This is a genomic window from Ancylobacter sp. Lp-2 (assembly GCF_020523795.1).
GTDB lineage: Bacteria > Pseudomonadota > Alphaproteobacteria > Rhizobiales > Xanthobacteraceae > Ancylobacter.
In genome coordinates, this window is record NZ_JAJALI010000005.1 from 170,918 (window position 1) to 195,456 (window position 24,539).

Genomic DNA, 24,539 nt, shown 5'->3' on the forward strand with positions numbered 1-24,539 from the left:
CCAAATGCGGCCGCACGCCGCGAAAACGTCTCTGTCGATCCGCGCCTAGGCTGAAAGGGCCTCCCATTGTCGCCGTGCCGCCAGCAGGTGGCCGGCCCCGATCCGCTCAGGAGACGATCATGACCGTCCATTCCACCGCCGCCACTTTCGCCGGCGCCACCGAACCGCCCGTCGCCACGCTCTCCCCCGAGGAATTGCACGCGGCGGCGCTGGCGCCCGACGAGATCGCGGTGATCGACGTGCGCGAGGGCGGCCGCTTCGAGGCCGGGCATGTCTCGATAGCGGTCCCGCTGCCGCTGAGCGAGATCGAGCTGAAGGTCGAGGCGCTGCTGCCGCGTCGGTCGGTCCGGCTGGTCGTCACCGACGACGATGGCGGCGCGATCGGGGAGCGCGCCGCCCGCCGGCTGGCGGCGCTCGGCTATACCGATGTGCGACTGCTGGCGGGTGGGCTCGCGGGCTGGCAGGCCGCCGGCTTCGAGGCGATCACCGGGCAATATTCGCTTAGCAAGGCGCTCGGCGAGTTCGTCGAGCGGCGCTACCACACGCCGCGCATCTCCGCGACCGAGCTGCGCGAGCGCATCGAGACCGGTGGCGTGGTGGTGCTCGACACAAGGCCGATCGAGGAGTTCCACCACATCAGCATTCCCGGCGGCGTGGCGGCGCCCGGCGTCGAGCTGCTCTACCGCATCTTCGACGCCGTCCCCTCGCCCGAGACTCCGGTGGTGATCAACTGCGCCGGCCGCACGCGGGCGATCATCGGCGCGCAGGCGCTGCAGAACGCCGGCTTCCCCAATCCGGTGGTATCGCTGGAGAACGGTACCGCCGCCTGGCTCCTCGCCGGGCTGGAGCCGGCGCGCGGCGCCGAGGCCCGGCTGCCGCCGCCGAGCCCGGAGGGGCTGGAGCGCGCCAAGGAGGCGGCCGGCCGGGTGGCGGCACGCTTCGGCGTCCGGCGCCTCGACGCCGAGGGGCTGGCGGCGCTACGCGGCGAGAGCGGCACGCACACGCTCTACCTGTTCGACATCCGCACCCCCGAGGAATACGCCGCCGGCCACCTGCCCGGCACCGTGTCCGCCCCGGGCGGCCAGCTGGTGCAGACCACCGACAGCTTCGTCGGCAGCCGCAACGGACGCATCGTGCTGGTCGACGACGAGGATGGCGTGCGGGCCACGCTGACCGCCTCCTGGCTGATCCAGCTCGGCCTCGAGCATGTCTTCGTCCATGCGGTGCCGGCGGCGGAACAGACCGAGCGAGGCGTCGCGCCTCCCGCGATCGCCGGCGGCGCGCCGGTGGTCGCCAGAGTCTCGCCGGCGCAGGCCGAGACGCTGATCGGCGAGGGTGCCGTGGTGCTCGACCTCGAACCGGCGCCGCCCTATTACCGCGAGCGGCGGCACCTGCCGGGCTCGCGGGTCGCCCGGCGCTCGACATTGGCCGACAGCCTCGCCGCGCTGCCCGGCACCGGGCCGATCGTCCTCACCTCCGCCGACGGGCGGCTGGCCGCCCTCGCCGCCTCGGAACTGGAAAAGCATACGGCGCGGCGGGTGGTGGCGCTCGACGGCGGCACCGGAGGCTGGATCGACGCCGGCCGGCCCTACCGCACCGGGCTCGACCAGCCGGCGCTGCGGCCGGAGGAGGCGCTGCCCAAGGCGCCGACGCTGGAGGAGCGGCGCGTCACCCTCGAGGCCTATGTGCGCTGGGGCGACACCATCACCCAGCAGCTCGAGCGCGACGGGCTGGTGCGTTTCCGCGCCTTCGACTGATGGGCAGCGGGCAGCAGCCCGCGCGTGCCGGCGGGCAAATCCGCCATCCTCCCGGAACACCGGCGCGCTCCCCACGTTGAGGAGCGCGAGGGAGATCCGGCAGGAGAAGCGTCGATGGCACCCCGGGCGGTGTGGAAAGGGTATCTGCGCATCGGCGAGCTGAGCTTTCCGGTGGCGCTGCACACCGCCGTCTCCACCAGCGAGCGGGTGAGCTTTCACGGCTTCAACCGCGCGACCGGCAACCGCCTGCGCCGCGAATTCGTCGACCGGGACACCGGCGAGCCGGTCGGACGCGACGAGCAGGTGAAGGGCTACGAGGTCGCCCCCGACCGCTATGTGGTATTCGAGCCGGAAGAGATCGCCGCCGCGGTGCCGGAAGGCGACAAGACGCTGGCGGTGAGCGCCTTCCTGCCCTGCGCCGGCATTGACGACCTGTATTTCGACCGCCCCTATTATCTCACCCCGGCCGGCCCGGAGGCGGAGGAAGGCTACGGGCTGCTGCACGCGGCGCTGAAACGCCGCGAGGTGGCGGCGCTGGCGGGAGCGGTGTTGTTCCGTCGTGCCCGCACGCTGCTCGTCCGCGCCCATGAGGACGGCCTGACCGCAACCCTGCTGAATTTCGACTATGAAGTACGGGCCGCCAGCGAGGCTTTCGCCGACATCGCGCCGCTCCGCATCGACAAGGAGATGCTGGAGCTCGCGCGGCACATCATCGCCAGCAAGACCGGGACCTTCGATCCCACGGCCTTCGAGGACCGCTACGAGGCGGCGGTGGTGGAGCTGGTGCGCGCCAAGGCGGCCGGACGGCCGGTGAAGCTGTCCGGGGCGAAAAAGCCGGCAAAGGTGGTCGACCTGATGGCGGCGCTACGGGCCAGTGCCGGCCTGGACGGCGCCAGCAAGCGCGCGGGCGGCCGGACGCGCAAAAGCGCCACGCCGGCGCCGCGCAGGAAGGCGGGCTAGGCCGCCATGGCGCTCGACATCTATCGCCGCAAGCGCAATTTTGACGCCACGCCCGAGCCGCGCGGGCGCCCCTCGCGGCAGGCCGGCCATGCCTATCTGATCCAGAAGCATGCCGCGCGCCGGCTCCACTACGACCTGCGGCTCGAACTCGACGGGGTGCTGAAGAGCTGGGCGGTGACGCGCGGGCCGAGCCTGGTGCCCGGCGAGAAACGCCTCGCGGTCGAGGTGGAAGACCATCCGCTCGACTATGGCAGCTTCGAGGGCACCATCCCCAAGGGCGAATATGGCGGCGGCACCGTGCTGCTGTGGGACACCGGCTCATGGGTGCCGCTCGGCGATCCGCGCAAGGGATTGAAGAAGGGTCATCTCGACTTCACGCTCGACGGCACCAAGCTGCACGGCCGCTGGCACCTGGTGCGCCTCAACAGGAAGACCGGCGAGAGCCGCGACAACTGGCTGCTGATCAAGGGCGAGGACGCCGCTGCCCGCGACGCCGGCGCGCCGGACATACTGGAAGAGCGGCCGGAATCGGTGAAGACCGGCCGTGACCTCGACGCCATCGCCCGCGAGGCGCCGGGCTGGTCGTCGAAGACGGGCCGGCGAACGGCGGGTCCGCCGGCCGCCAAGCCGGAAACGGCGGTCGCCAAGCCGAAGGCGACGACCGGGACGAAGGCGGTGGCCGGGACGAAGGCGGCGAGCGGCGCACGCCGGTCGAAGGTCGTTGCCCCGCTGCCGGACTTCATCGCGCCGCAGCTCGCCACGCTGGTGGACAAGGCGCCGGGCGGCGCCGGCTGGGTGCATGAGATCAAGTTCGACGGCTACCGGCTGCAGGCGCGGATCGACCAGGGCGCGGTGACGCTGCTGACCCGCAGCGGCCTCGACTGGACCGGCCGCTTCGGGCCGGCGCTCGCCACGGCGCTGGCGCGGCTCCCCTGCACGACGGCGCTGGTCGACGGCGAGGTGGTGGTGGAGACGGGCGCCGGCGCCTCCAGCTTTTCCGCCCTGCAGCAGGACCTCGCCGAGGGCCGCGGCGACCGCCTGCGCTTCTACGCCTTCGACCTGCTGCATCTCGACGGGCGCGACCTCACCGGCGAAAGGCTGACCGACCGCCAGGCGGCGCTCGCGGCGCTGCTGAACGGGGCCGGCGATCCCCTGCGCCTCAGCGAGCCCTTCGAGGAAGACGGCGCAACCCTGCTGCGCCACGCCTGCCGGCTCAGCCTCGAAGGCCTGGTCTCCAAGCGGCGCGACGGACGCTACCGCTCCGGCCGCTCGACGGACTGGCGGAAATCGAAATGCGCCGAGCGGCAGGAATTCGTCATCGGCGGCTATGTGCCCTCCTCGGTCTCCCCGCGCGCCATCGGCTCGCTGGTGCTCGGCGTGTTCGACGGCGGCAAGCTGCGGCATGTCGGGCGGGTCGGCACCGGCTATTCGGCACGGGTGGCGGAAGAACTGTTCCGCACGCTGCAACCGCTGGTCCGCGACGGCAGTCCTTTCGCCGGCCGGCTGTCGGCGGAGGCGCGGCGCGGCGTGGCGTTCGTCGCGCCCTCGCTGGTGGCGGAGGTCGAGTTTCGCGGCTGGACCGGCGAGCGGCATCTGCGCCACGCGTCCTATCGCGGCCTGCGCGAGGACAAGCCGGCGGCAGAGGTGGTGCGCGAGGATGCGGGCAAGGGGGACGAACCGATGACCGACACGCCGACCGCGCGGGTGACGCTGACCCATCCCGACCGGCTGTACTGGCCGGAAGACGGCGTCAGCAAGCGGGGGCTCGCCGATTACTACGCGCAGGTCTGGCGCTTCATCGCCCCCTTCGTGGTGGCGCGGCCGCTCGCCCTGCTGCGCTGTCCGGACGGCATCGTCGAGGCCTGCTTCTTCCAGAAGCACGCCTGGCGCGGCATCAACAGGGCGATCCGCCAGATCGTCGATCCGAAGGACAAGGGCGGCGAGAAGCTGCTGGCCATCGACGATCTCGACGGGCTGATCGCGCTGGTGCAGGCCGGCACGCTGGAGATCCACCCCTGGGGCGCCCCGCTCGGCGGACTGGAGACGCCGGACATGCTGATCTTCGACCTCGACCCCGGCGACGGGGTAACCTGGCCGCAGGTGATCGCCGGTGCGCGGGCGGTGCGCGAGCGACTGGAGGCCGACGGGTTGGCGGCCTTCGTGAAGACCTCCGGCGGCAAGGGCCTGCATGTGGTGACGCCGCTGGCGCCCAAGGCCGGCTGGCCGGCGGCGAAGGCCTATGCCAAGGCGATGGCGGCGGCCATGGCGGCCGACGATCCCGACCGTTTCCTCGCCGTGGCGACCAAGGCCAAGCGCGGCGGGCGGACCTTCATCGACTATCTGCGCAATGCCCGCGGCGCCACCGCCGTCGCCCCCTACTCCACCCGCGCGCGGCCGGGCGCGGCCGTCTCCATGCCGGTCGGCTGGGAGGAACTCGACGCGATCACCGGCCCCGCCCAGTTCACACTGGACAACGCGCCGACCCGGCTCGCCGGGCGCGCCGCCGATCCGTGGGAGGATTTTCGCGCCGCGGCGCGGCCGCTGCCGGCGGGCAAGGGACGGGAACGCTAGAGCGTTTTCGAGCGAAGCGGAGTCCGGTTCGCGTGAAGAAAACGCACCCGAACAAGACCCTAGAGTACGTCCGGTGAACTGGAATTCACTGGACCTACTCTAGGCGCCGCCGCCGCCGGTGCTTCAGCTGCGGTGCGCGGCCTTTTCGTCGGCGAGGCTGCGTTTCAGCGCCTCGGTGATGCTGATCACCTTACCGCCCGCCGGCTCGGGCGCCGGGGCCTCCGCCGGTTTCGCCACCGCCGGGCGCTTGCGCTTGCGAGCCGCGATGAGCTTGCGCAGATTTTCCTGCACGGGATCGCGAACCATGGACGGATCCCAGTCGCGCGTGCGCGCCGCCACCAGATCGGTAAGGAGCTTCAGCGCGGCGGCATCGGGCTGGCCGGAGGGCGCGTCGAAATAGTCGGCGGCGGGACGAACCTCATCGCCGTAATGCAGCGTCCACAGCACGATGCCCCGCTCGCGCGGCTCCAGCATCACCGCCCGCTCGCGGCGATACAGCACCAGCCGGGCGATGCCGTGCATGCGCGACGCCGCCATCGCCTCGCGAATCACCGCGAACGCCTCGGCGCCGACCTTGTCGGCCGGGGCGAGGAAATGCGGCGTGTCGTACCAGATGGAGGCAACGGAATCGGCCGGCACGAATCTGTCGATGTCGATGGTGCGGGTGCTTTCCAGCGCCACCGCGTCGAGTTCGTCATCGTCCAGGAACACCGTGCGGCCGGGTTCGAGCTCGTAGCCCTTCACCTCGTCCTCCTCCCGCACGGCGCGGCCGGTCTCGGCATCGACGGACCGCGCCTCGACGCGGTTGCCGGTAACGCGGTTGAGGGTATGGAAGCGGATCTTTTCGCCCTCGCCGGTGGCCGGCGCCATGGTGACGGCGCAGGTGACCAGCGACAATTTCAGATGCCCCTTCCAGAAACTGCGCCGCGCCATCGCCATCACCTCACCGGAGCCAGGCCACGACCAGGCCGCCGAGCACGACGAGGGCGGCCAGCCAGACGATGACGCGCACGATGAATGGCAGCGGCGTCCCGCCGTCGCGATCATTGCCGTCGCCGTGCGCGGCCGCGTCCGTCACGGCCACCGCCATCCCGTCACGCGGCCGGATCGCCGCCGCGCGGGCGCGCGCGGGCGCCGGGGACGGAGCCGCGCCGGCAGCCTCCTCGTCCGTGCCAAGCGGCACGGTCGCCGGATCGGGAAACGACACCTTGTCGCCACCGCGACCGCCACCGAGGTCGTGGCGCCGACGTTCGGCCTGCAGCATCGAGACAGTGGTCATGGGATCGGCCTCCTTCGATCCATGTCGGCTAACGGCTCACCGCTTCTCGCGTTCCATGGATGAGCGGCCGGCACCCGGCCACTGCCGGCATGCTGAGCGAAACGGGCCGATGCCGGCTTCCCGGAAACCGCGCTTTTGCGCGCAATGCACGGCCATCGCGACTGCCGCCGGAGAAAGCGGCGTTCCGCTCGGGCACCCGGTCACGAGGGCGAGAAAGGGTGGCCGAGAAGGATGGGTGCTCTCCTCGCACTTCGGAGCCAGCGGCGCGCCCACCCGGAGGCGGGCATTACCGCAAGACGACTACATCCGCGCCAATTAATGAACGCTGGATATAGATCCATGCCGCCCCGGCCGACTAATGCCGTCGCGGCAACTGGCTTATGGTGCGCGGCATGGATATCGGACATCAGCGGGAAGCCGCCATGGAAAGCATCACCTTCGACCGGATCGACGTCGCCCAGACGGCGGCGGTGCGCCGCCCTGCCCCCGTGGATCTCGGCGCACGCTTCGTCGCCTGCCTGATGATCGGGCTGATGCTGTCGGGCGGCGCCTCGCTGGCTCAGGCGCTGTGCTCCTATAACCGGCTGACGATCGCGGCGGAGGCGGCGACCGCCGAGACCTTCGCGGCACCAACCATGGCGGCGAACCTGATGGAGCCTCCCCTCGAGCTGACCGCGGCCTATACCGATCCGCTGCCCTGCGAGCAGCTGGCCGCCTCGCTCTGACATGCCCGCCGGTCCCGCCGCGGACCGGCCGAAGGGCTAGAGCCGGGCCAGCGTCGTGCCGAGCCGGCCGTCGGCATATTTCTCCAGCGCGGCGATGGCGCCGTCATTGGCACCGCCATCGTTGAAGTCGCGGAACAGCGAAGCGCCCTCATTGGTGTCCGGCAGGCTGCCCAGCCGGTAGTCGGGATGCACCACGAAGACCGGCACGCCATGCACGGCGCTGTGCCACTTGAACCACAGATCGTCCGCCGTCGGCGCCGCCTTCATCGCCGTGACCATGTCGAGCACGCCGGGGTGGAAGAAGGACGGGTGATAGAGCACGCCGTCCTTGCCGGTCGGCAGCAGGAACACGCCGGGATTGTCGGCGATGGTCTGGTTGGTCCAGTAGCGATAGGGCAGGAAGCTGCCTTCGCCCTTCACCATGCGGTGGCCGCGAAACGCGATGATGCAGCGGTGCCGGCGATAATAGTGCACCAGCGTCGACAGCCAGTGCGTGGGATAGAGGGTGTCGTCGTCGGCGGTGGCGATCAGGCTTTCCTGCGCCAGCGGATCGGCGAGGATCGGCAGCAGCTTGCGATAGGGGCCGGTGTTCGGCACCCGGAACCAGCGCAGCCGCGGATCGGCCGCCAGCTCCCGGCAGGCCGGGGGGATGCCCTCTATCCCCTCGTCGAGCAGATAGGGCTCGCGCGAGGTGAAGACGCGGATCTCGAAATCCGGGTAGTCCTGCTCCAGCAGGCTCGCCAGCGTCAGGTGCAGTTTGTCCTGGCGGGCCCGGATCGAGGTGAGCCCAATGATGACCTTTTCCATGTTCTCACTCCAAGCCGGGGCATGCTGAACGGGCGGGGGCGCGCACGGGGCTAACCCTGCGCCAGCCGATTTTCCGCGCGCAGCGGCCAGGGGATCGGCACGCCATCGGCCGTCGCGGCCACCCGCTGCCCGCCCAGCACCGGCACCCGCACCCGCCGGTCGAACGCCTCGCGGAACAGCGCGAGATATTCCGGCAGGCGGCGCGCCACGGCGTTGGAGAGGCTTACCGGGGTGGCGTAGCAGAAGGTGAGCGGGCAGCCGACCTGCACATGCACATGCGCGCCATAGGCCGCCTCCAGCCGCTCGCGGAACTCGACGTCGCCACGCGAACGCACCGGCGCGAAGCCGCCGATCACCTCGAACACCTCGCGGCGGAACAGCGAGGTCATGGTGCCGTCGCCGAGCAGGTCGAGCGTGTGCTCGAATTGCAGGCGGGCGAGCCGGTCGATGCGCAGATGCGCGGTGGTGCACAGCTTGAGGATCGGCGAGCGCGCCAGCGCGCCGACCTGCACTTCCAGCCGCTGGGGATGGGCGTAGTCGTCGCCGTCATGGATGGCGATGAAGTCGCCGATGGCGACCTCCAGCGCGCGGTTGCGGGCGGCATAGGGGCCGCCATTGCGCGACTGGCGCAGGAACACGATGCGCGGATCGCGCGCCGCCAGCTCCTCGATCGCCGCCGACGCCACCTCGTCGCTGGCGTCGTCGACCAGGATGATCTCGAGGTTGCGGTAGGTCTGCCGCGTCAGCGACTCCAGCGCGGCGGCGAGCAGCGGCAGCTCGGGATTGTAGACGGTGACGATGACGCTGACCCGGCCATGGTCGACCACTGCGGCCGGCGGCAGCGGCTGACCGGCGAAGTTCTCGAACAGCGCGCCGATGCTGTCGCCGGCGAAGGACAGCGGCGCGACGCCGTGGTCGAGCCCCCAGCGCGCGAAGGCCCGCTCCAGCGGCTTCATGTTGTGGCGGTAGCTGGCGGCGACGATGCCGTGCGGGTCGTTGGTGGATTCGAGGCTGTCGAGGCGGGCGCCGTCGAGATGGCGGATCGCCACCTGGTCGTCGAGCAGGATGGCGAGCGCCAGCATCTGCTCCGGCGCCGCGTCGGGAGGGTAGCGCACCGCGCCGGCGGGAACGCCGAGCCGGGTGATCTCGTAGGTGTAGGTGCGCAGCTGCGCCAGCAGCCGGCCGGGATCGCGGCGCTCGGCGAAATAGATGTTGAGCAGCCGGGCAAAGCGATCCGCCTCGCCGGCCAGCAGCGCGGCGATGAGCCGGTCGACCAGCGGCGGGGTGAAGCGTACCGCCGCCCCCTCCTCGTCTTGGGCGCCGAGCGTCGTGTCCTCGCCGCCGGCCAGCGCCGCCCCGACGGTGGCAGCGACATCGGCATCGCCGAGCAGGTCGCGATGACCGGAGCGCTCGATCATGCCGACCAGCAGCGCCATGGTGAGCGGCGAGGCGTAGCGCCGGCAGGCGGTGACCAGCCGGGCAGCCGCGCGCGGCTGCGGTTGCGGCAGGATGTCGGACGCCGCCGCCATCAAGACCGCGGTGACGTCGGCCGGCGGCAGCGCCGTCGCCACGATCTCGAACAGCGGCAGCACCAGATCCGGCGACCGCGCCGCCAGCGCGGCGACGTTGAGATGCAGCGCCCGGCCGGCCTCCACTTGCAGACCGAGCGCCTTGCAGCAGCCGATGAGGCCGAGCAGGGCCTCGTCGTCGAGCCGCAGCAGCTCGGCCGGCTGGGCGAGGCAGGCGCGCAGATAGCCCTCGACCACCGCGAGATGACCACGCCGGGCGCAATCCTCGAGGCGGGGGAAGAAGCCCGCCGCCTGCCGCCGCTCGGCGGTGGCCTCCAGGCCGAGCCCCAGCGCGCTGACCAGCGCGACATCATCGGCCGGGCTGGGCGGCTGCATCATGCCGACGGATTCGGCCGCGCCGGCCCAGTTCTCCAGCACATGGGCGGCAAAGCCCATTTCCCGCGCCGTGACGTCCTGCGCGAACTGCCGCAACAGCGGCCGGGCGGTGGCGTCATTGACCAGCGCCAGCGCGGAATCGCCCTCGCCGACCAGCCGGAACGGGTGCTCGCTCGCCATCACCAGCCCGGCGGCCGCGGCGCCGGGAAAGCGCCGGTCGGTGGCGACGAGATCGGACAGCCGGTAGCAGCCGCGCGCGCGCAGGCCGAGGAAGCCGGTCGGCACCGGCGAGTTGGCGGTCAGCGTGAACTCGCCGGAGGCCGGGGCGTAGCGCAGCGCGCTGGTCACCACAGAGCGCTCGCCCGCCATGATGAACTCGCGCCGGCAGCGCGGCACATAATCGGGCGGATACTGGAACTGGCGGCTCATCACCACGACGGGTGTCGCCGGCGGCAGGCCATCCCCGGCGAGCCCGGCGAGAGTGGCGGCGACGTCGTCACCCGCTGCGACGACACGGGCGCCGGCCGGCAGCGTCAGCGCGACTTCCGGGCCGACATCATGCACGACCACGCAGCTCGGCTCGGCATAAGCAGCCTCGACGGCGAGAGCGAGGCCGACCGGGAACTCCGGCCCGTCCCATGCCTCGACCGGCGCGGCGGCGGCGCCGTCATCGACCAGCGCCGCAGCGGCGGTGGCGGAATCGGCGCAGATGCGCACCGCCGCGTCGGGTTCGCGGGGCAGCAGCCCGGTCGACACGGCATTGGCCGCCGCATCGGCAAAGCGCATGAGCGAAGCGATGCCCGTCCCGCCGGTGGCGGCGAGGCGCGGCCAGTAGCCCAGTGCCGACGCCGGCAGGCGGCGCGGCTCGCGCAACACCACGAAACAACGCGCGCCCTTCGCCGAGGCCTCGATGAAGCGGGCGAGCGCGGCGGTATCCTGCGCCGGAGCCTCGGCGGCGGAGATCACCCGACAGCCGAGCCCGGCGAGCGCGACGAGATGCGCCCGCTCCTCTTCGCCAAGGGCGGCGCGCGGCACCACCACGGCGACCTCGCCGGGAGCCGACGGCCCCTCCTCCGCCGAAGACAGCTGCTCCAGCGTCAGCCAGAGCGCCGCCGCGTCGAAGGCGACGCCGGGATCGAGCGGCGCGGCGGGGGCGACCGCCGCCAGCAGCGGCGCGTAGGCCGCCGGCAGTTCGCCACGGGCGGCGAGATCGACGCTATCGGGCTTGCCCTCCACCACCCGCAGCCGCCAGGCATCCTGCAGCACGGTAAGGAAGGCCCGCGAGGCGCCCTCGCCCCAGGAAGCGAGGAAGGCCTCGTAATCGTGCCAGCGCGCCCGCAGCGCGAAATCCAGCGCCAGGAAGCGGTGCAGGGCGGCACGGCCGCCGCCGCGGGCAATCGAGCGAGCGACGAGATAGGCGTCGGCAACGCGGCCGGCGGCTACGAGAGCATCGATCTCGCCGACGCGGCCGACGGCGACGCGGATGCCGGCGAGATCCACCACCTGCGGCCGGCCGGGCACCAGCGTGCCGCCGCCGACCACCCGCGCCTCCACCAGCGCCAGCGACGCCTTGCGCAGGTTCAGGCTGGACAGGTCGAAGCGGAAGCCGACCGGCAGCTCGAAGCCGAACTGCGCCTCGCGCGGCTGCACCGGCTGGCTGGCGAAACCGCGCAGCACCGGCGTGCCGTCGATCAGCAGCTCGATTTCCAGCGGATCGGCCGGATTGGCGAGATCGACCGCCCAGCCCTCGACGATGGCGGGCGGCGCAAAACGCCAGACGCCGGCATAGTCCGGCCGCGCCGCGTCGCCTTCCGGCGCCACCTCGCCACGGGCGAGGTCGCTGAGACGCCGGCGCACGCGCGGGTCGAGCGTCGGCAGCGCCGCGCCGGGCGAGCGGCCGGGCGATCCCTGCGCCGGGGTTGCCGTCTCGGCGACGCCGGGGACGCCGGCCAGCGGCACCGCATGCCCGCCGATCCGCACATGGGTGAGCCGGGCCAGCACCTTGTCGGCGTCGAGCCGGCCCACACCGCCGCGAGCGGCGAACGGGTCGTCCGCCACCGCGAGTTCAAGGCTGTGGCGGACCGCCTGGTCCTCGAGCAGCTCGACCTTCACCCGCGCGGGGATCGGCGCGCCGGAGGTCAGCACCAGAGCATGACCGCCGCCCGCCGCCGGCTCCAGCCGGGCGCGCAGGCTCTCCACCACCGGATTGCGGCCATCGAGCGCCAAGGTCAGGCCGCGGGCGAGATTGGCGACCTCGATCCGCGACGCCAGCCAGTTGTCGACGGCAGCGCCCGCCGGCAGGGCGAACTCGAACCGCCCGCGCGGCTCGCCGCCGGGACGGGTGACGACCGTCTGCACCTCGACGCCATCGACGACCAGGCTGAGTTCCAGCGCCAGTTCCGGCGCCGACGCCTCGATGGCCCAGCCGGCCAGCCGGCCGGCATCGGCCGTCTCGACCTCGCCGACGAGACGGGGGGCGTCGGCTTTGGCGAATTTCACCTTGCGGGCGCCGAGCACCGCCCGCTCGCCGGCCAGAACATGGACCGCGACCGCATGCTCGGCATCGTCGAAGATGGCGGCCGGCAGGGCGTTGAAGCGGAAGCCGGCATTGCGCCGCCGGTCGAGCTGCACCGGCTGGTCCGCCTCCTGCCGGGCGACGAGAATGCCGTCGATCTCCAGTTCGACGGTCAAAGGGCGCCCCATGTCGGTCACCCAGCCGGAGATGCCGGCGGCGGCGAATTCGGCGACCTCGCCATGCAGGGCCCGGCCCTGCACGAGAATCCTTGTCGGATCGGTGCGCAGCCAGCCATCGTGGATGAGACGGCCGGTGCGGCTTTCCTTGAGCGTCAGCCGGTGCGTCTCGCCGTCCCAGAACTCCAGCGGCAGACCGGTGTGGAAGCCGACGCGCAGCGCGTTGCCCGCCTGGCCGTCGACATCCTTGCGCACGACGTCGCAGGCGACGTCCTTTGCCGGTTTATGGTCGACGAACATCTGCAGGACCAGCGACTGGGCGAGGTCCTCGGAATCATAGGCCCAGCCGGTGATGCGCTCGGCGGTGAAGGTGGCGATTCGCGCCCGCAGGCGCCCGTCGCGCTCGCCGACATTGAGCGCGAACTGGCCGCGCGGCACGATGGAGCCGTCGGCCGCGGCGGCGATCTCCACCTCATGCTGGCCGGGAGGGATGGACGGCGGCGGCACGAAGACGAAGCCGTGATTGCCGTGGCCGCCGAAGCCCTTGGCGATGTCGGGGCGGTGCACGTCCGCCGGGATCTCGAATTCGTAGCCAGCGATCGAAACGCGGACGATCAGCGTGGTATCGGGAGAATCAGCGTCGAGCAGCCAGCCCCAAATCTCGCCGGAGGGCCGGACACCGTTGACATCACCCTTAATCAGCATGAACAACTCCCCGCAAGCCGCTGCCAGCTATAGCAACAGCCAGCGACAGAACCAAGCAGCCGGGCACCGCGCCGGCCGCGCCGCGTTCTTCGACGCCGAGACGCAACGCAGGAGGCATCATGGCCGACGACGCCGCAGCGTTCTCCTCCGGGCCCTATTGGGAACGGCGCTATGCCACCGGCGGCCATTCCGGCGCCGGCTCACGCGGCCTGCTCGCCAACTACAAGGCCGCCTTCATCAACCGCTTCATCCGGCTGAATGCCGTTCGCAGCGTCATCGATCTGGGCTGCGGCGACGGCTATCAGATCGAACCGTTGCGGGTACGCAGCTATCTCGGGCTCGACGTCTCGCCGACCGCGGTCGACCTCTGCCGCGAGCGCTACGCCACGCGGCTGGGCTGGCGCTTCGAGACCTACGCGACCGGCTCGCCGGCAAAGGCGGAGCACGATCTGGCGCTGTCGCTCGACGTGATCTACCACCTCGTCGAGGACGACATCTATGACGGCTACATGCGCCGGCTGTTCGATTCGGCGCGGCGTCACGTGCTGGTCTATGCGTCGGATTGGGAGCGGCCCGGCCATGTGCCGCATATCCGCCACCGCTGGTTCAGCGGCTGGGTCGCCCGCGAACGGCCGGCCTGGCGGGTGGTGGACCGTCCGGCCAACCCCTACCCTTTCGACGAATTCAACGACCTGAACACCACCTTTGCCAGCTTCGTCGCGTTCGAACGCGACCCGCCGGCGAAGCGGACACGGCCCCGGCCGGCACCGCCCGGCTAAGACGGCCTGGCTGGACGGCGTGGCCCGGCGCGCCGCCGCCAGCCATGGGGCGCTCGGCTTGCGGGACGCTCGGCTTGCAGGATCCGCGCATCCTCTCTAAACAGCCTCGGTATCCTACAGACGATCCTTGGTGATTTTGCGCGCGCCATTCGCATCCCCGCCCGCTCCCGCCCAACCGGCGGGACATTCCGGGGGAATTCCCGGCGCACCGACAGGAATGGCAACGATTTGTCGAGACTTTCCCGTTTCTGGAGCGTGCGATGAGGACCATCCTGCACGTGGGAACCCACAAGACCGGGACCACCACCATCCAGCACTTCGCCGCCCGCCGGGCGCGCGAATTGCGGGCCATCGGCCTGTGGTATCCCGGCTTCGACCTGATCGGCCTGAAGCGGCAGCCCGCCCATCACGATTTTTCCCATGCGGTGGCGGGAACATTGTCCTCGCTCTCCTTCGAGCAGGCGGGCGAGTTCGTGACGGAGATCGGCCGGCAAGCGGACGGCGCCAGCCACGTGCTGATCAGCGCCGAGCCAATCTATCGCCATCTCATTCCCGAGAAACCCAAGGGAAGCGCCGAGTACTGGGCCGCACGCGAAGCCTATATCGCGCGACTGGCGGAAGTGACGGCGCCGCTGGAGCCGGAAATCCTGATCGTGCTGCGGCGGCAGGATGATTTTTCCCGATCACTGTATCAGGAGAACGTCAAGGCCAAGCACTTGAAGCAGGATTTCCGCCAGTTCCTGAAGACCCGACTACCGTTTTTCCAATATCTCGAACAGATCAATCTGTTCAAAAAGTACTTTAAAATTGTCGATATTGCTATTTTCGAGGATCTGGCCAAGGATGGGGAATTGGTCCGCGATTTCTTCCATCATATTGGTATCGAAATAGGCAAGATTGACAAGATCGCGGAATTCAACGAAAGCCTCCCTATTGAGCTGGTCGAATTCAAGCGCCAGCTCAACATGACCGGGCTGTCGAGGCGGGAATTGGCGTCGATCGCACGCGTCTTGTTGGATATTGGACAGCATATTGATGAGTTTCCGCGGCGCCCGGATCTCGATTGGATCCCGGCTTCGGAGATGGCGGCGTTCATGAATTGTTTTGCAGCAGCGAATGCGCAGATTTTCGCGATGATGACCGATCCACCCACGCGCGACACGCTGTTCCCGTCCGGGCGCATGCGTTCGGAGGTGTTCGAGGCGCTGTCGCCGGAACGCTTCAAGGCGATCAACGCGCTGGTATTGCGGCGGCTGCTGGCGGATCCTGCCACCTGAAGCGACCCGGTATCGACGCACCGAAGACGCGTTGCGGGGCTTTTTCAGGCTTGCGAAGGATGGATACAGGCCGGGCGAGCGGCACGGATCTTGATTGTCGGCACACAGGAGGCGCGGGTTCAGGCCGCGGAAGACTGGTGCGTTGCCGTCGATGTTATATGGTCTCTACGGGGCGCGGAAATGCGGTGTGAAGTTGCGGGGGCGATCTGCTCGATGGCAGGGAGGGATCCGGAGACGTTCTTCCGCGGCGAAGCGTCCGTTGTTCGGTACTAGAGAGTGAGCGGCTGGATGGCTCGTGGCGTCAATCGATCTCAGCCTGAAGTGGCAGTCCTCGGATATGCCTGCCGGCTCCCGGGCGCGCAGTCGCCGGACGAATTCTGGAATGTTCTGGCCAAGGGCGAGTGCACCGTTTCCGACAAGCCGGTCGGCCGCTGGGACGTCGACCGCTTCCTGCATCCCGGCCCGGCTCCCGGCTACAGCTACACCTTCGCCGGCGGCTATCTCGATGACCCGCTCGGCTTCGACGCCGGCGTGTTCGGCGTCTCCCCGCGCGAGGCGGCACAGATCGACCCGCAGCAGCGGCTGCTGCTCGAAGTGGTGTGGGAGGCGCTGGAAAGCGCCGGCATGGTGCCCTCGCGCCTGAGCGGCAAGGGCGTCGGCGTCTATGTCGGCGCCTCCAATGTCGACTACCAGACCCACACCTCGGTCGACCTCGCGGCGATCCAGAGCCATTTCATCGCCGGCAACTCGCTGTCGATCATCGCCAACCGGGTCTCCTACGCCTTCGACTGGTCCGGCCCCAGCATGACCATCGACGCGGCCTGCGCCTCGTCCTTCGTGGCGCTGCACCAGGCGCTCCGGGCGCTGCGCGACGACGAGATCGACCTCGCCGTGGTCGCCGGTGCCAACCTGCTGCTTTCCCCGGCGCCGTTCATCGGCTTCTCCGCCGCGCGCATGCTCTCGCCGACCGGCCGCTGTCGGCCGTTCTCCGCCAAGGGCGACGGCTATGTGCGCTCCGAGGGCTTCGCCGCCATCGTGCTGCGCCGCCTTCCCGATGCCCGCGCCAAGGGCGAGGCGGTGCGCTCGGTGATCGTCGCCTCCGGCATCAATTCCGACGGCCGCACCACCGGTATCTCGCTGCCCTCGGCCAGGGGCCAGCAGGCCCTGCTCGAAGCGGTCTATGAGGAGCACGGGATCGACGTCGACCGCCTCGCCTTCATGGAGGCGCACGGCACCGGCACGCCGGTCGGCGACCCGGTGGAAGCGGGCGCCATCGGCGCCGGCATCGCACAGAAGCGCTCGCGGCCGCTGCCCATAGGCTCGGCCAAGTCGAATGTCGGCCATCTCGAACCAGTCTCCGGCCTCGTCGGCCTGCTGAAGGCGTCGATGGCGCTGCAGAAGCGCTGGCTGCCGCGCACCGCCATGCTCGACGAGCTCAACCCGAACATCGATTTCGCGGCGCTGAACCTCGCTCCGACCACCGAGCCGATCGCGCTCGACGATGGCGACGAGCCGTTGCTGGCCGGCGTGTGCAATTTCGGCTTCGGCGGCACCAACGCCCATATCGTGCTGCGCGGCCCCACCCCGCAGGAAGCGGCGGGCGCGCGCGCCGCGCAGCCCCCGGCGGCGCAGATGCTCACCATCTCCGCGCAGACCCCGGACGCGCTGTCCGCGCTGGCGCTGCGCTACGCCGACGCGGTGGAGCGCGAGAGCGTGCCGCTGTCGGCGCTCGCCAATGCGGCCGCGCATCGCCGCGAAGCCATGGAGCACCGGCTGGCGATCCCGCTCGGCGCGACGGATGACGTCGTGCAGTCGCTGCGCGAGGCCGGCAATGGCGGGGCACCCGCCTTCGGCGCGCGGGGCACCGCCGTGAAGACCGGGGCGAAGGGCAGCGATGCCAGGCCGGACGGCAAGACCGCCTTCGTGTTTTCCGGCAATGGCTGCCAATGGGCCGGCATGGGCCGACGCGCCTATGCGCGCAACGCGGTGTTCCGCGCCCATATCGACCGGATCGATACCCTGTTCGCGCCGCTGGCCGGCTGGTCGATCGCCGAGCGTCTCGACGCCGACGACCTCGCCGCCAAGCTGAAGGAAACCTCGACCGCGCAGCCGCTGCTGTTCGCCATCCAGTCGGCGCTGGTGACGGCGCTGGGCGCGCAGGGCATCGCCCCGCATATGGTGCTCGGCCACAGCGTCGGCGAAGTGGCGGCGGCCTGGGCGGCCGGCGCGCTCGACCTCGCGGAGGCGGTGCGCCTCATCCATCTGCGCAGCCTTCACCAGGAGCGGATCAAGGGCCAGGGCCGCATGGCGGTCGCCGCCGCCGGCGCTGCCGACGTGCAGGCCTTCCTCGACCGCCACGGGCTCGACCGCGTCGCCATCGCGGCGGTGAACGGGCCGGCCTCGGTGACGCTGAGCGGCCCGGCCGAGGACATCAAGGTGACCCAGAAGCGGATGCGGCAGGACCGCATCCCGGTGATCCTGATGGACCTCGACTACCCCTTCCATTCGGCGCTGCTCGACCCGCTCGAGGCCGAGATGATCGCCGATCTCGGCGACCTGCATGCCCTCTCCGGCACGCTGCCCTTCATCTCCACCGTCACCGGCGACGTGATGGACGGCGCGGCCTGCGATGCCGGCTATTGGTGGCGCAACATCCGCCAGCCGGTGCTGTTCTCCGCCGCGGTGGAACGCGCCGCCGAGCTCGGCGCCTCGCTCTTCCTCGAAGTGTCGCCGCGCCCCATCCTCACCGGCGCGATCTCCGAGACGCTGAAGGCGCTCGACAAGCCGGGCGAAGCCGTCGCCGGGCTCAGTGACGACGAGGGCGCCGCCGACCCGATCTGGGACATCACCGCGCGCCTCGTCGCCCGCGGCGCCGAGGTCGACACCGCAGCGCTCTATGGCGAGGAGACCGCCAACACCACCGAGTTGCCGCTCTATCCCTGGCAGCGCTCGCGCCACTCGCTGCCGCAGACCTCCGAGCGGCTGAAGTTCTTCGGCGCCAACTTCACCGTCGGCCAGCGGCGGCATCCGCTGATCGGCTCGCGCGTCACCGAGGGCGCCAATGAGTGGCGCCAGTCGCTCGACACCAAGATGCTGCCCTATCTCGCCGACCATGTGGTCGACGGCACGCCGCTGATGGCCGCCGCCTGCTATCTGGAGATGATCCTCGCGGTCGGCCGCGACGTGTATGGCGCGGTGCCGCTGGCGGTGCGCGACCTCGACATCGAACGCCCGATGAGCCTCCCGCCCGAGGTGATGCGCGAAATCTCCATGCGCTACACGCCGGAGAGCGGGGTGGTGGAGATCTGGAGCCGCCGCCGGCTCTCCTCCGACGACTGGGTGCGCCATGCGCATGGGCAGGTTCTGGCCTTCACCGGCACGCCGGGGCTGCCGCCGGAAGGCCCCGGCGAGGCGCGCAAGCCGCTCTCGGGAGCGCGCGAAGTCTATAACGCCACCCGCGCCGCCCGGCTGGACTACGGCCCCAGCTTCGCCCGTGTCATCCGCCTCGACCGCGATGCCGACGCCCAGATCGTCGACATGAACGAAGGGGAGCTGCCGCTCGGTGCCTTCGCCGCCGAGCACGTGCTCGACCCGACCGGCTTCGACGCCAGCCTGCACGGGCTGCTGCTCTCCCGCGCCGCCACCGCCGAGGGCGAGGTACGCTGCGACCTGCCGGTGCGGCTGCGCTCGGTCGTCGTGCTGAAGCCGCACAGCCCGATCCGCAAGGCGATCGTGCGGCGCACGGTGGAGACCAGCACCTCCACCACCGTCGACATCGCCCTGCTGGCGCCGGATGGCGAGATCGTCGCGCTGCTGGAGGGCGTCTATCTGCGCGCCGTGGTGCTGTCGCGCCGCAGCGCTGACCAGCGCGTGCTGCGGCTCGACGAGGTGATGAGCCTCGCCCATGCCGCGCCGCCGGTGCTCGACCTCGCGCATGGGCTGCCCATCGTCGCGACGGACGCGGCGGCGCCGGATGCCTGGCTGCTGTTGCAGGCCTTCACCCTGTCGCTGGCGCGCCGCTTCCTGGAACGCGAGGGCACCGCGCCGCACGGCGTCGCCGAGCTCACCGCCACGCCGCTCGCCCGCCGCATCGCCGCGCTGGTCGAGCAGTTCGAGGCCCGCGACGGCCGGCTCGACCTGCCGGAGCCGGAAGCCATTCTCGCCGCCATGGTCGAGGGCATGCCTTCGGCTCAGGCCGAGATCATCCTCGCCGCGCACGCGCTGGCGCATCTGGAACCGGCCGCCCGCAGCGGACAGGCGACCGCGCATGCCGCGACGCTGACCGCCTCGCAGAAGGAACAGGTGAAGGCGGAGCTGTCCATCTTCGCCGCCGGCCGCGAGCGGTTCGCCGCCACCCTCGCCGCCGCGGTGAAGGCCAGCGCGCCGGCGCCGCTCGCGGTGCTGTGGGCGCAGCCCTGGGATCTCGGCGCCTGGCGCCTGCTGGTGCCGTATCTGCGCAACGATTCCATCCTGCTGTCGCTGGCGACCGACAAGCGCGAGGCGTTCGACGCCTTCCTCGCCCATCACGGCCGTGGCCTGACGCTCGGCCATGTCGACCTCACCGAAACGGACGGCAATGGCGGCCGCTTCGACCTGCTGCTCGGCGGCGAGGCCGGTGCGACCCGCGCCGCCGCCCGACGCGTGAAGGCCGGCGGCCTGGTGGCGCAACTGGCGCAGACACCGGACCCGGTGGCCGAGCTGCTGCTGGGCCTTGCCGGCCTGCTGGACGAGCCAAGGCCCGGCGAGCCGGGCGGCGAGCGGGCGGCGTTCCATATCGGGCTGCTGCGCGACCAGTTCCGCGTCGAAGACGCGCTGCCGGAATGGGGCGACGGCTTCACCCGGCTGACCACGGGCCGGATCGCGCCCAAGGAGGCCGAACCGGCCGCCCCGGTGGCGATCCTCGTTCATGGCGCGACCGGCGCCACCGCGCAGGCGGTGCTGCGCGAACTCGCCGATCTCGCCGAGGTGAGCGTAGCCGGCGAGCGGCTCGACGACGCCGATCTCGGCGACGCGACCGACCTGCTGCACTTCATCGACACCAGCCTGCCCGCCACCCGCGCCAGCGACGCGCTGAGGCAGCGGCTGCTCGACCTGGTGGCCGCTCTCGTCGCCGTTGCCCCCAAGACCGAACGCCTGCGCTACTGGCTGGCGCTGCCGGTCGGCGCCGGCAAGGAGCCGAAGCCGACGGAGCCGCGGGCGGCGAGCAAGCCACCGGCGAGCGAGGTGCTGGCGACGGCGCATGCGCTGCGCGCCTTTGCCCGCGTCGCCCGCAACGAATTCCCGATGATCGACATCCGCGTCGTCGAGTTCGATACGCGGGTGGCGCCGGCGACGGTGGCTCTCGACCTCGCCGCGACGCTGCTGCAGAACTCGCCGGAAACCGAGCTGCGCATCGGCGATGCCGGCGTCTACGTGCCGCGGGCGCGGCGCGGCACCCGCCAGCGCCTCCGCCCGGTCTCCGACACGGCGCGCGCGGTGCTGCGGCCGAAGAACGCCCTGTCGACGCAGGATGTCGCCTGGAGCCTCGAGGCGCGGCCGACGCCGGAAGGCGACGCCGTCGAGATCGAGGTCGCCTATACCGGCCTCAATTTCCGCGACGTGATGGTCGCCTTCGGCATCCTCGACGAGGACCTGCTCTCCGGCGGACTGACGCGGGCGGCCTTCGGCTTCGAATGCTCGGGCACGGTGACGAGGGTCGGACCGGACTGCCGGGACTTCGCGCCCGGCGACCGGGTGATGGCCTTCACCTCCGGCGCCTTCGCCTCGCATGTCGTCGCGGCGCCGGCGCATGTGCAGAAGGTGCCGGACGGCCTGTCGCTGGAAGAAGCCGCCACCATCCCGGTGGCCTTCGCCACCGCCTGGTACGCGCTGGAGGAAGCCGGACGGCTCCGCACCGGCGACCGGGTGCTGATCCACGGTGCCGTCGGCGCGGTGGGCATGGCGGCGATCCAGATCGCACGCCGGCGCGGCGCCACGGTCTATGCCACCGCCGGCACGCCGGCGCGCCGCGCGCTCGCCTGCGCGCTGGGAGCCGAGAAGGCCTTCGATTCCCGCTCGCTGGAGTTCGTCGACGCGCTGACCCAGATCGGCGGTGTCGACGTGGTGCTCAACTCGCTGTCGGGCGAGGCGATGCGCGAGGGCGTCCGGGTGCTGCGTCCGTTCGGCCGCTTCCTCGAACTCGGCAAGCGCGACTATCTCAACAACACCACGCTGCAATTGCGCCCCTTCGTGCACAATCTCAGCTATTTCGGTATCGACCTCGACGAGTTGCTGAAGCACGACACCGACAGCGTCGCCCGTATCATGGGCGCGCTCGGCACCCATCTCGCCGACGGCTCGCTGCGCCCGCTGCCCTATCGGCGCTTCGCCGCCGACGACGTGGCGGACGCGCTGCACCTGATGCGCAGCGCCGAGCACCTCGGCAAGCTGATCGTCCAGCCGGCGCGGGCCGGCGCGGAGGATGCCGGCGTATTCCGCGCCGCCGCCGATGGCGTGCATCTGGTGGTCGGCGGCACGGCGGGCTTCGGCCTCGCCACCGCCTTCTGGCTCGCCGATCGCGGTGCCACCCATGTCGCGGTCGCCTCGCGGCGCGGGGTGATCGACCCGGCCTTCGCCGACACCGTCGCCGCCTTTGCGGCGCGCGGCGTGACGTTCTCGGCCTATACGCTCGACGCGACCGACGCCACGGCCGTGGAGGCGCTCGTCGGCGACCTCAGGGCGCGCTTCGGCACGCTGCGCGGGGTGGTCCACACCGCGCTGGTGCTGGAGGACGGCATGCTGTCCAGCCTCACCCCGACGAGCCTCGACACGGTGCTGAAGCCGAAAGTCGCCGGTGTGCTGGCGCTGGACAAGGCGACGCGGGCGGCACCGCTCGACTATTTCGTCGTCTATTCCTCGGCGACGACGCTGATCGGCAGCCCCGGACAGGGTGCCTATGTCGCCGCCAACGCCTTCCTCGAAGGCGTGGCGCGCCGGCGCCGGCAGGAAGGCCTGCCGGGCCTCGCCATCGGCTGGGGCGCGATCTCCGACACCGGCGTCATCGCCCGCGACGCCGAACTCGCCGAGCGGCTGCGGCGCACCACCGGCGTCAACGGCATCACCTCGGCCGACGGCCTCGCCCAGCTCGGCCGGCTGCTCGCCGACCAGGACAGGGCCGGGCCGGTGCATTTCTTCGCCGATATCGGCCATTCCATGGTGGCGGAGAAGCTCGCCATCCTCACCTCCCCGACCTTCGCCGGCCTGCTCGGCGGGGAAAGCCGGGACTTCGAGGAAGGCGAGGTCGATTTCGCCAGCCGGCTCGCCGGCAAGTCGGAAGCGGAAGCCAAGCAGATCCTCGGCGAAGCCATCGGGCGCGAGATCGCCAAGATCCTGCGGCTGGCGCCGGAAGCGGTCGACATCAAGCGGCCGCTGGGCGAGATGGGCATGGATTCGCTGATGGCGCTGGAACTGCGGCTCGCTTTGGAGCAGAGCTGCGGCATCGAGCTGCCGATCATCTCGATCAGCGACCGCACGGTGGAGGACATCGTCGTCCAGGCCTTGCCGCTGCTGCAGGGCGACGGGCAGGAGGCCGCCGAGGTTGCCTCCGAGGCCGATGCCATTGCGGCCGCCAAGCTGGAATCCTTCAGCCTGGCGCCGAGCGAGACCGAGAGCACCGCGGCCGCCATCGCCCAGCTCGATTACAGCGGAGAACGCCTGACATGACGGAGCGGGACACGCCGGGCCGGCTCTCGCAGGGCCAGGTCGGTGCACTCATCGCCCAGATGCGCTCGGTCAAGACCGCGGAGGCGCCCGCCGCCGCGCCCCAGCGTGCCAAGGCCAAGGGCTTCAGCCAGCTCGCCGCCTTCCAGACCATGGCGCAGCAGAAGGCGGTGAGCGAGATGCTGGGGGTGAAGAGCCCCTATTACCGCGTCCACGAAGCCAAGGCCGGGCGCTTCACCCGCATCGACGACCGGGAGGTGCTCAACTTCACCTCCTACGACTATCTCGGCCTGAACGGCCATCCCGAGGTGTCGCAGGCCGCAGCCGACGCCATCGCCCGCTTCGGCACCTCGGTGTCGGGCAGCCGCATCACCTCCGGCGAACGGCCGGTGCATGCGGCGCTGGAGCGCTCGCTCGCCGCGCTCTACGAGGCCGAGGACGCGGTGGTGTTCGTCAGCGGGCACGCCACGGCGGTGTCGTCGATCGCCGCGCTGCTGGGACCGAACGACCTCCTGCTGCACGACGCCTGGATCCACAACTGCATCGTCGTCGGCGGGCGGCTGTCGGGCGCGGCGCGGCGCAGCTTCGCGCATAACGACCTCGCCGAGCTCGACGCCATGCTGGCCGCCGAGCGCGGGCGCTTCGACAATGTGATGATCGTCACCGAGGGGCTGTTCTCCATGGACGGCGACGGCCCCGACCTCGCGGCGCTGGTCGAGCTCAAGGAGCGCCATGGCTGCTGGCTGATGGTGGACGACGCGCATGGGCTCGGCGTGCTCGGCGCCACCGGCCGCGGCATCGCCGAGCAGTGCGGTGTCGACCCCAGGCGCATCGACATCTGGCTGGGCACGCTGTCGAAATCGCTGGCGAGCTGCGGCGGCTATGTCGCCGGCTCGGGCGCACTGGTCGACCTTTTGAAATTCGGCGCGGCAGGCCTCGTCTACAGCGTCGGCATGCCCACCGCCACCGCCGCCGCCGCCAATGCCGCGCTGGCGGTGATGCTGCGCGAGCCGGAACGGCTCGCCCGGCTCAAGGCGAACGGCCATCACATGATCGCCCGTCTCGCCGAGCACGGCCTCGACCACGGGCCCGCCTGGGGCTACGGCATCGTGCCGGTGATCATCGGCGACGCGCTCCAGACCATCCTGCTGGCGGAACGTCTGCTGGAGCGCGGCGTCTACGCCTTCCCGGTGCTGCCGCCGGGCGTGCCGAACCACTCGGCCCGACTGCGCTTCTTCGTCTCCAGCGAGCACACGCGCGAGGACATCGACCACGCCGTCGCCGTGCTGGCCGAGGAAAAGCAGGCACTCGCCGAAGCCGGCCTGTCGATTGCCAATCTCACGCAATTGCTGGCCCAGCGAAACGGTGCCGCCCGCGCGCGCTAGG

At 71.0% G+C, this 24,539-nt stretch carries 12 protein-coding genes; 8 read left to right on the forward strand and 4 right to left on the reverse strand.

Annotation, left to right across the window (positions count from 1 at the left end; translation table 11 throughout):
• The first annotated feature begins 119 nt into the window (after nucleotides 1-119).
• The 3 genes from LGR54_RS14360 to ligD all read left to right on the forward strand — a co-directional run bounded on the left by LGR54_RS14360 (nucleotide 120) and on the right by ligD (nucleotide 5,288).
• On the forward strand, nucleotides 120-1,757 hold the full coding sequence (locus tag LGR54_RS14360; protein WP_230362678.1) for a rhodanese-like domain-containing protein: 1,638 nt from the start codon (nucleotides 120-122) through the stop codon (nucleotides 1,755-1,757).
• Between the two features lie 114 nt (nucleotides 1,758-1,871).
• Nucleotides 1,872-2,717, forward strand: a complete 846-nt coding sequence (locus LGR54_RS14365; protein ID WP_230362679.1) for a Ku protein — start codon at nucleotides 1,872-1,874, stop codon at nucleotides 2,715-2,717.
• Between the two features lie 6 nt (nucleotides 2,718-2,723).
• Nucleotides 2,724-5,288, forward strand: a complete 2,565-nt coding sequence (gene ligD, locus LGR54_RS14370; protein WP_230362680.1) for a DNA ligase D — start codon at nucleotides 2,724-2,726, stop codon at nucleotides 5,286-5,288.
• A 123-nt stretch (nucleotides 5,289-5,411) separates the two neighbouring features.
• On the opposite strand, the gene LGR54_RS14375 is transcribed toward ligD, so the two are convergent.
• Both LGR54_RS14375 and LGR54_RS14380 read right to left on the reverse strand, forming a co-directional pair.
• Nucleotides 5,412-6,221: a Ku protein gene (locus LGR54_RS14375; RefSeq protein WP_230362681.1), complete on the reverse strand. Its 810-nt coding sequence runs from the start codon at nucleotides 6,219-6,221 to the stop codon at nucleotides 5,412-5,414.
• A gap of 10 nt (nucleotides 6,222-6,231) precedes the next feature.
• On the reverse strand, nucleotides 6,232-6,567 hold the full coding sequence (locus LGR54_RS14380; RefSeq protein WP_230362682.1) for a hypothetical protein: 336 nt from the start codon (nucleotides 6,565-6,567) through the stop codon (nucleotides 6,232-6,234).
• Between the two features lie 422 nt (nucleotides 6,568-6,989).
• Between LGR54_RS14380 and LGR54_RS14385 the strand changes: the two genes are divergently transcribed.
• Nucleotides 6,990-7,292, forward strand: a complete 303-nt coding sequence (locus LGR54_RS14385; protein WP_230362683.1) for a hypothetical protein — start codon at nucleotides 6,990-6,992, stop codon at nucleotides 7,290-7,292.
• 36 nt (nucleotides 7,293-7,328) lie between these two features.
• Here the strand turns inward: LGR54_RS14385 and LGR54_RS14390 are convergent, their stop codons facing one another.
• Both LGR54_RS14390 and LGR54_RS14395 read right to left on the reverse strand, forming a co-directional pair.
• On the reverse strand, nucleotides 7,329-8,099 hold the full coding sequence (locus LGR54_RS14390) for a glycosyltransferase family A protein (RefSeq protein ID WP_230362684.1): 771 nt from the start codon (nucleotides 8,097-8,099) through the stop codon (nucleotides 7,329-7,331).
• Nucleotides 8,100-8,149: 50 nt separating this feature from the next.
• The gene (locus LGR54_RS14395) at nucleotides 8,150-13,399 is read right to left on the reverse strand and encodes a glycosyltransferase family A protein (RefSeq protein WP_230362685.1); all 5,250 of its coding nucleotides are present in this window, start codon (nucleotides 13,397-13,399) and stop codon (nucleotides 8,150-8,152) included.
• Nucleotides 13,400-13,518: 119 nt separating this feature from the next.
• On the opposite strand from LGR54_RS14395, the gene LGR54_RS14400 reads away from it, so the two are divergent.
• From LGR54_RS14400 to LGR54_RS14415, 4 genes are all read left to right on the forward strand, one after another.
• Nucleotides 13,519-14,178: a class I SAM-dependent methyltransferase gene (locus LGR54_RS14400; RefSeq protein ID WP_230362686.1), complete on the forward strand. Its 660-nt coding sequence runs from the start codon at nucleotides 13,519-13,521 to the stop codon at nucleotides 14,176-14,178.
• A 260-nt stretch (nucleotides 14,179-14,438) separates the two neighbouring features.
• Nucleotides 14,439-15,455 (forward strand): hypothetical protein, encoded by a 1,017-nt coding sequence (locus LGR54_RS14405; protein WP_230362687.1) that lies wholly within the window; start codon nucleotides 14,439-14,441, stop codon nucleotides 15,453-15,455.
• A gap of 321 nt (nucleotides 15,456-15,776) precedes the next feature.
• Nucleotides 15,777-23,156 (forward strand): type I polyketide synthase, encoded by a 7,380-nt coding sequence (locus LGR54_RS14410; protein ID WP_230362688.1) that lies wholly within the window; start codon nucleotides 15,777-15,779, stop codon nucleotides 23,154-23,156.
• Nucleotides 23,153-24,538, forward strand: a complete 1,386-nt coding sequence (locus LGR54_RS14415) for an aminotransferase class I/II-fold pyridoxal phosphate-dependent enzyme (RefSeq protein ID WP_230362689.1) — start codon at nucleotides 23,153-23,155, stop codon at nucleotides 24,536-24,538. The genes LGR54_RS14410 and LGR54_RS14415 overlap by 4 nt, the downstream gene beginning before the upstream one ends.
• The last annotated feature ends 1 nt before the right edge of the window (nucleotide 24,539 follow it).

Excerpts from the sequence above, each read along its gene's own strand:
- LGR54_RS14360 (WP_230362678.1), top strand. The coding sequence starts at position 120 with ATGACCGTCCATTCCACCGCCGCCACTTTCGCCGGCGCCACCGAACCG.
- LGR54_RS14365 (WP_230362679.1), top strand. The coding sequence starts at position 1,872 with ATGGCACCCCGGGCGGTGTGGAAAGGGTATCTGCGCATCGGCGAGCTG.
- ligD (WP_230362680.1), top strand. The coding sequence starts at position 2,724 with ATGGCGCTCGACATCTATCGCCGCAAGCGCAATTTTGACGCCACGCCC.
- LGR54_RS14375 (WP_230362681.1), bottom strand. The coding sequence starts at position 6,221 with ATGGCGCGGCGCAGTTTCTGGAAGGGGCATCTGAAATTGTCGCTGGTC.
- LGR54_RS14380 (WP_230362682.1), bottom strand. The coding sequence starts at position 6,567 with ATGACCACTGTCTCGATGCTGCAGGCCGAACGTCGGCGCCACGACCTC.
- LGR54_RS14385 (WP_230362683.1), top strand. The coding sequence starts at position 6,990 with ATGGAAAGCATCACCTTCGACCGGATCGACGTCGCCCAGACGGCGGCG.
- LGR54_RS14390 (WP_230362684.1), bottom strand. The coding sequence starts at position 8,099 with ATGGAAAAGGTCATCATTGGGCTCACCTCGATCCGGGCCCGCCAGGAC.
- LGR54_RS14395 (WP_230362685.1), bottom strand. The coding sequence starts at position 13,399 with ATGCTGATTAAGGGTGATGTCAACGGTGTCCGGCCCTCCGGCGAGATT.
- LGR54_RS14400 (WP_230362686.1), top strand. The coding sequence starts at position 13,519 with ATGGCCGACGACGCCGCAGCGTTCTCCTCCGGGCCCTATTGGGAACGG.
- LGR54_RS14405 (WP_230362687.1), top strand. The coding sequence starts at position 14,439 with ATGAGGACCATCCTGCACGTGGGAACCCACAAGACCGGGACCACCACC.
- LGR54_RS14415 (WP_230362689.1), top strand. The coding sequence starts at position 23,153 with ATGACGGAGCGGGACACGCCGGGCCGGCTCTCGCAGGGCCAGGTCGGT.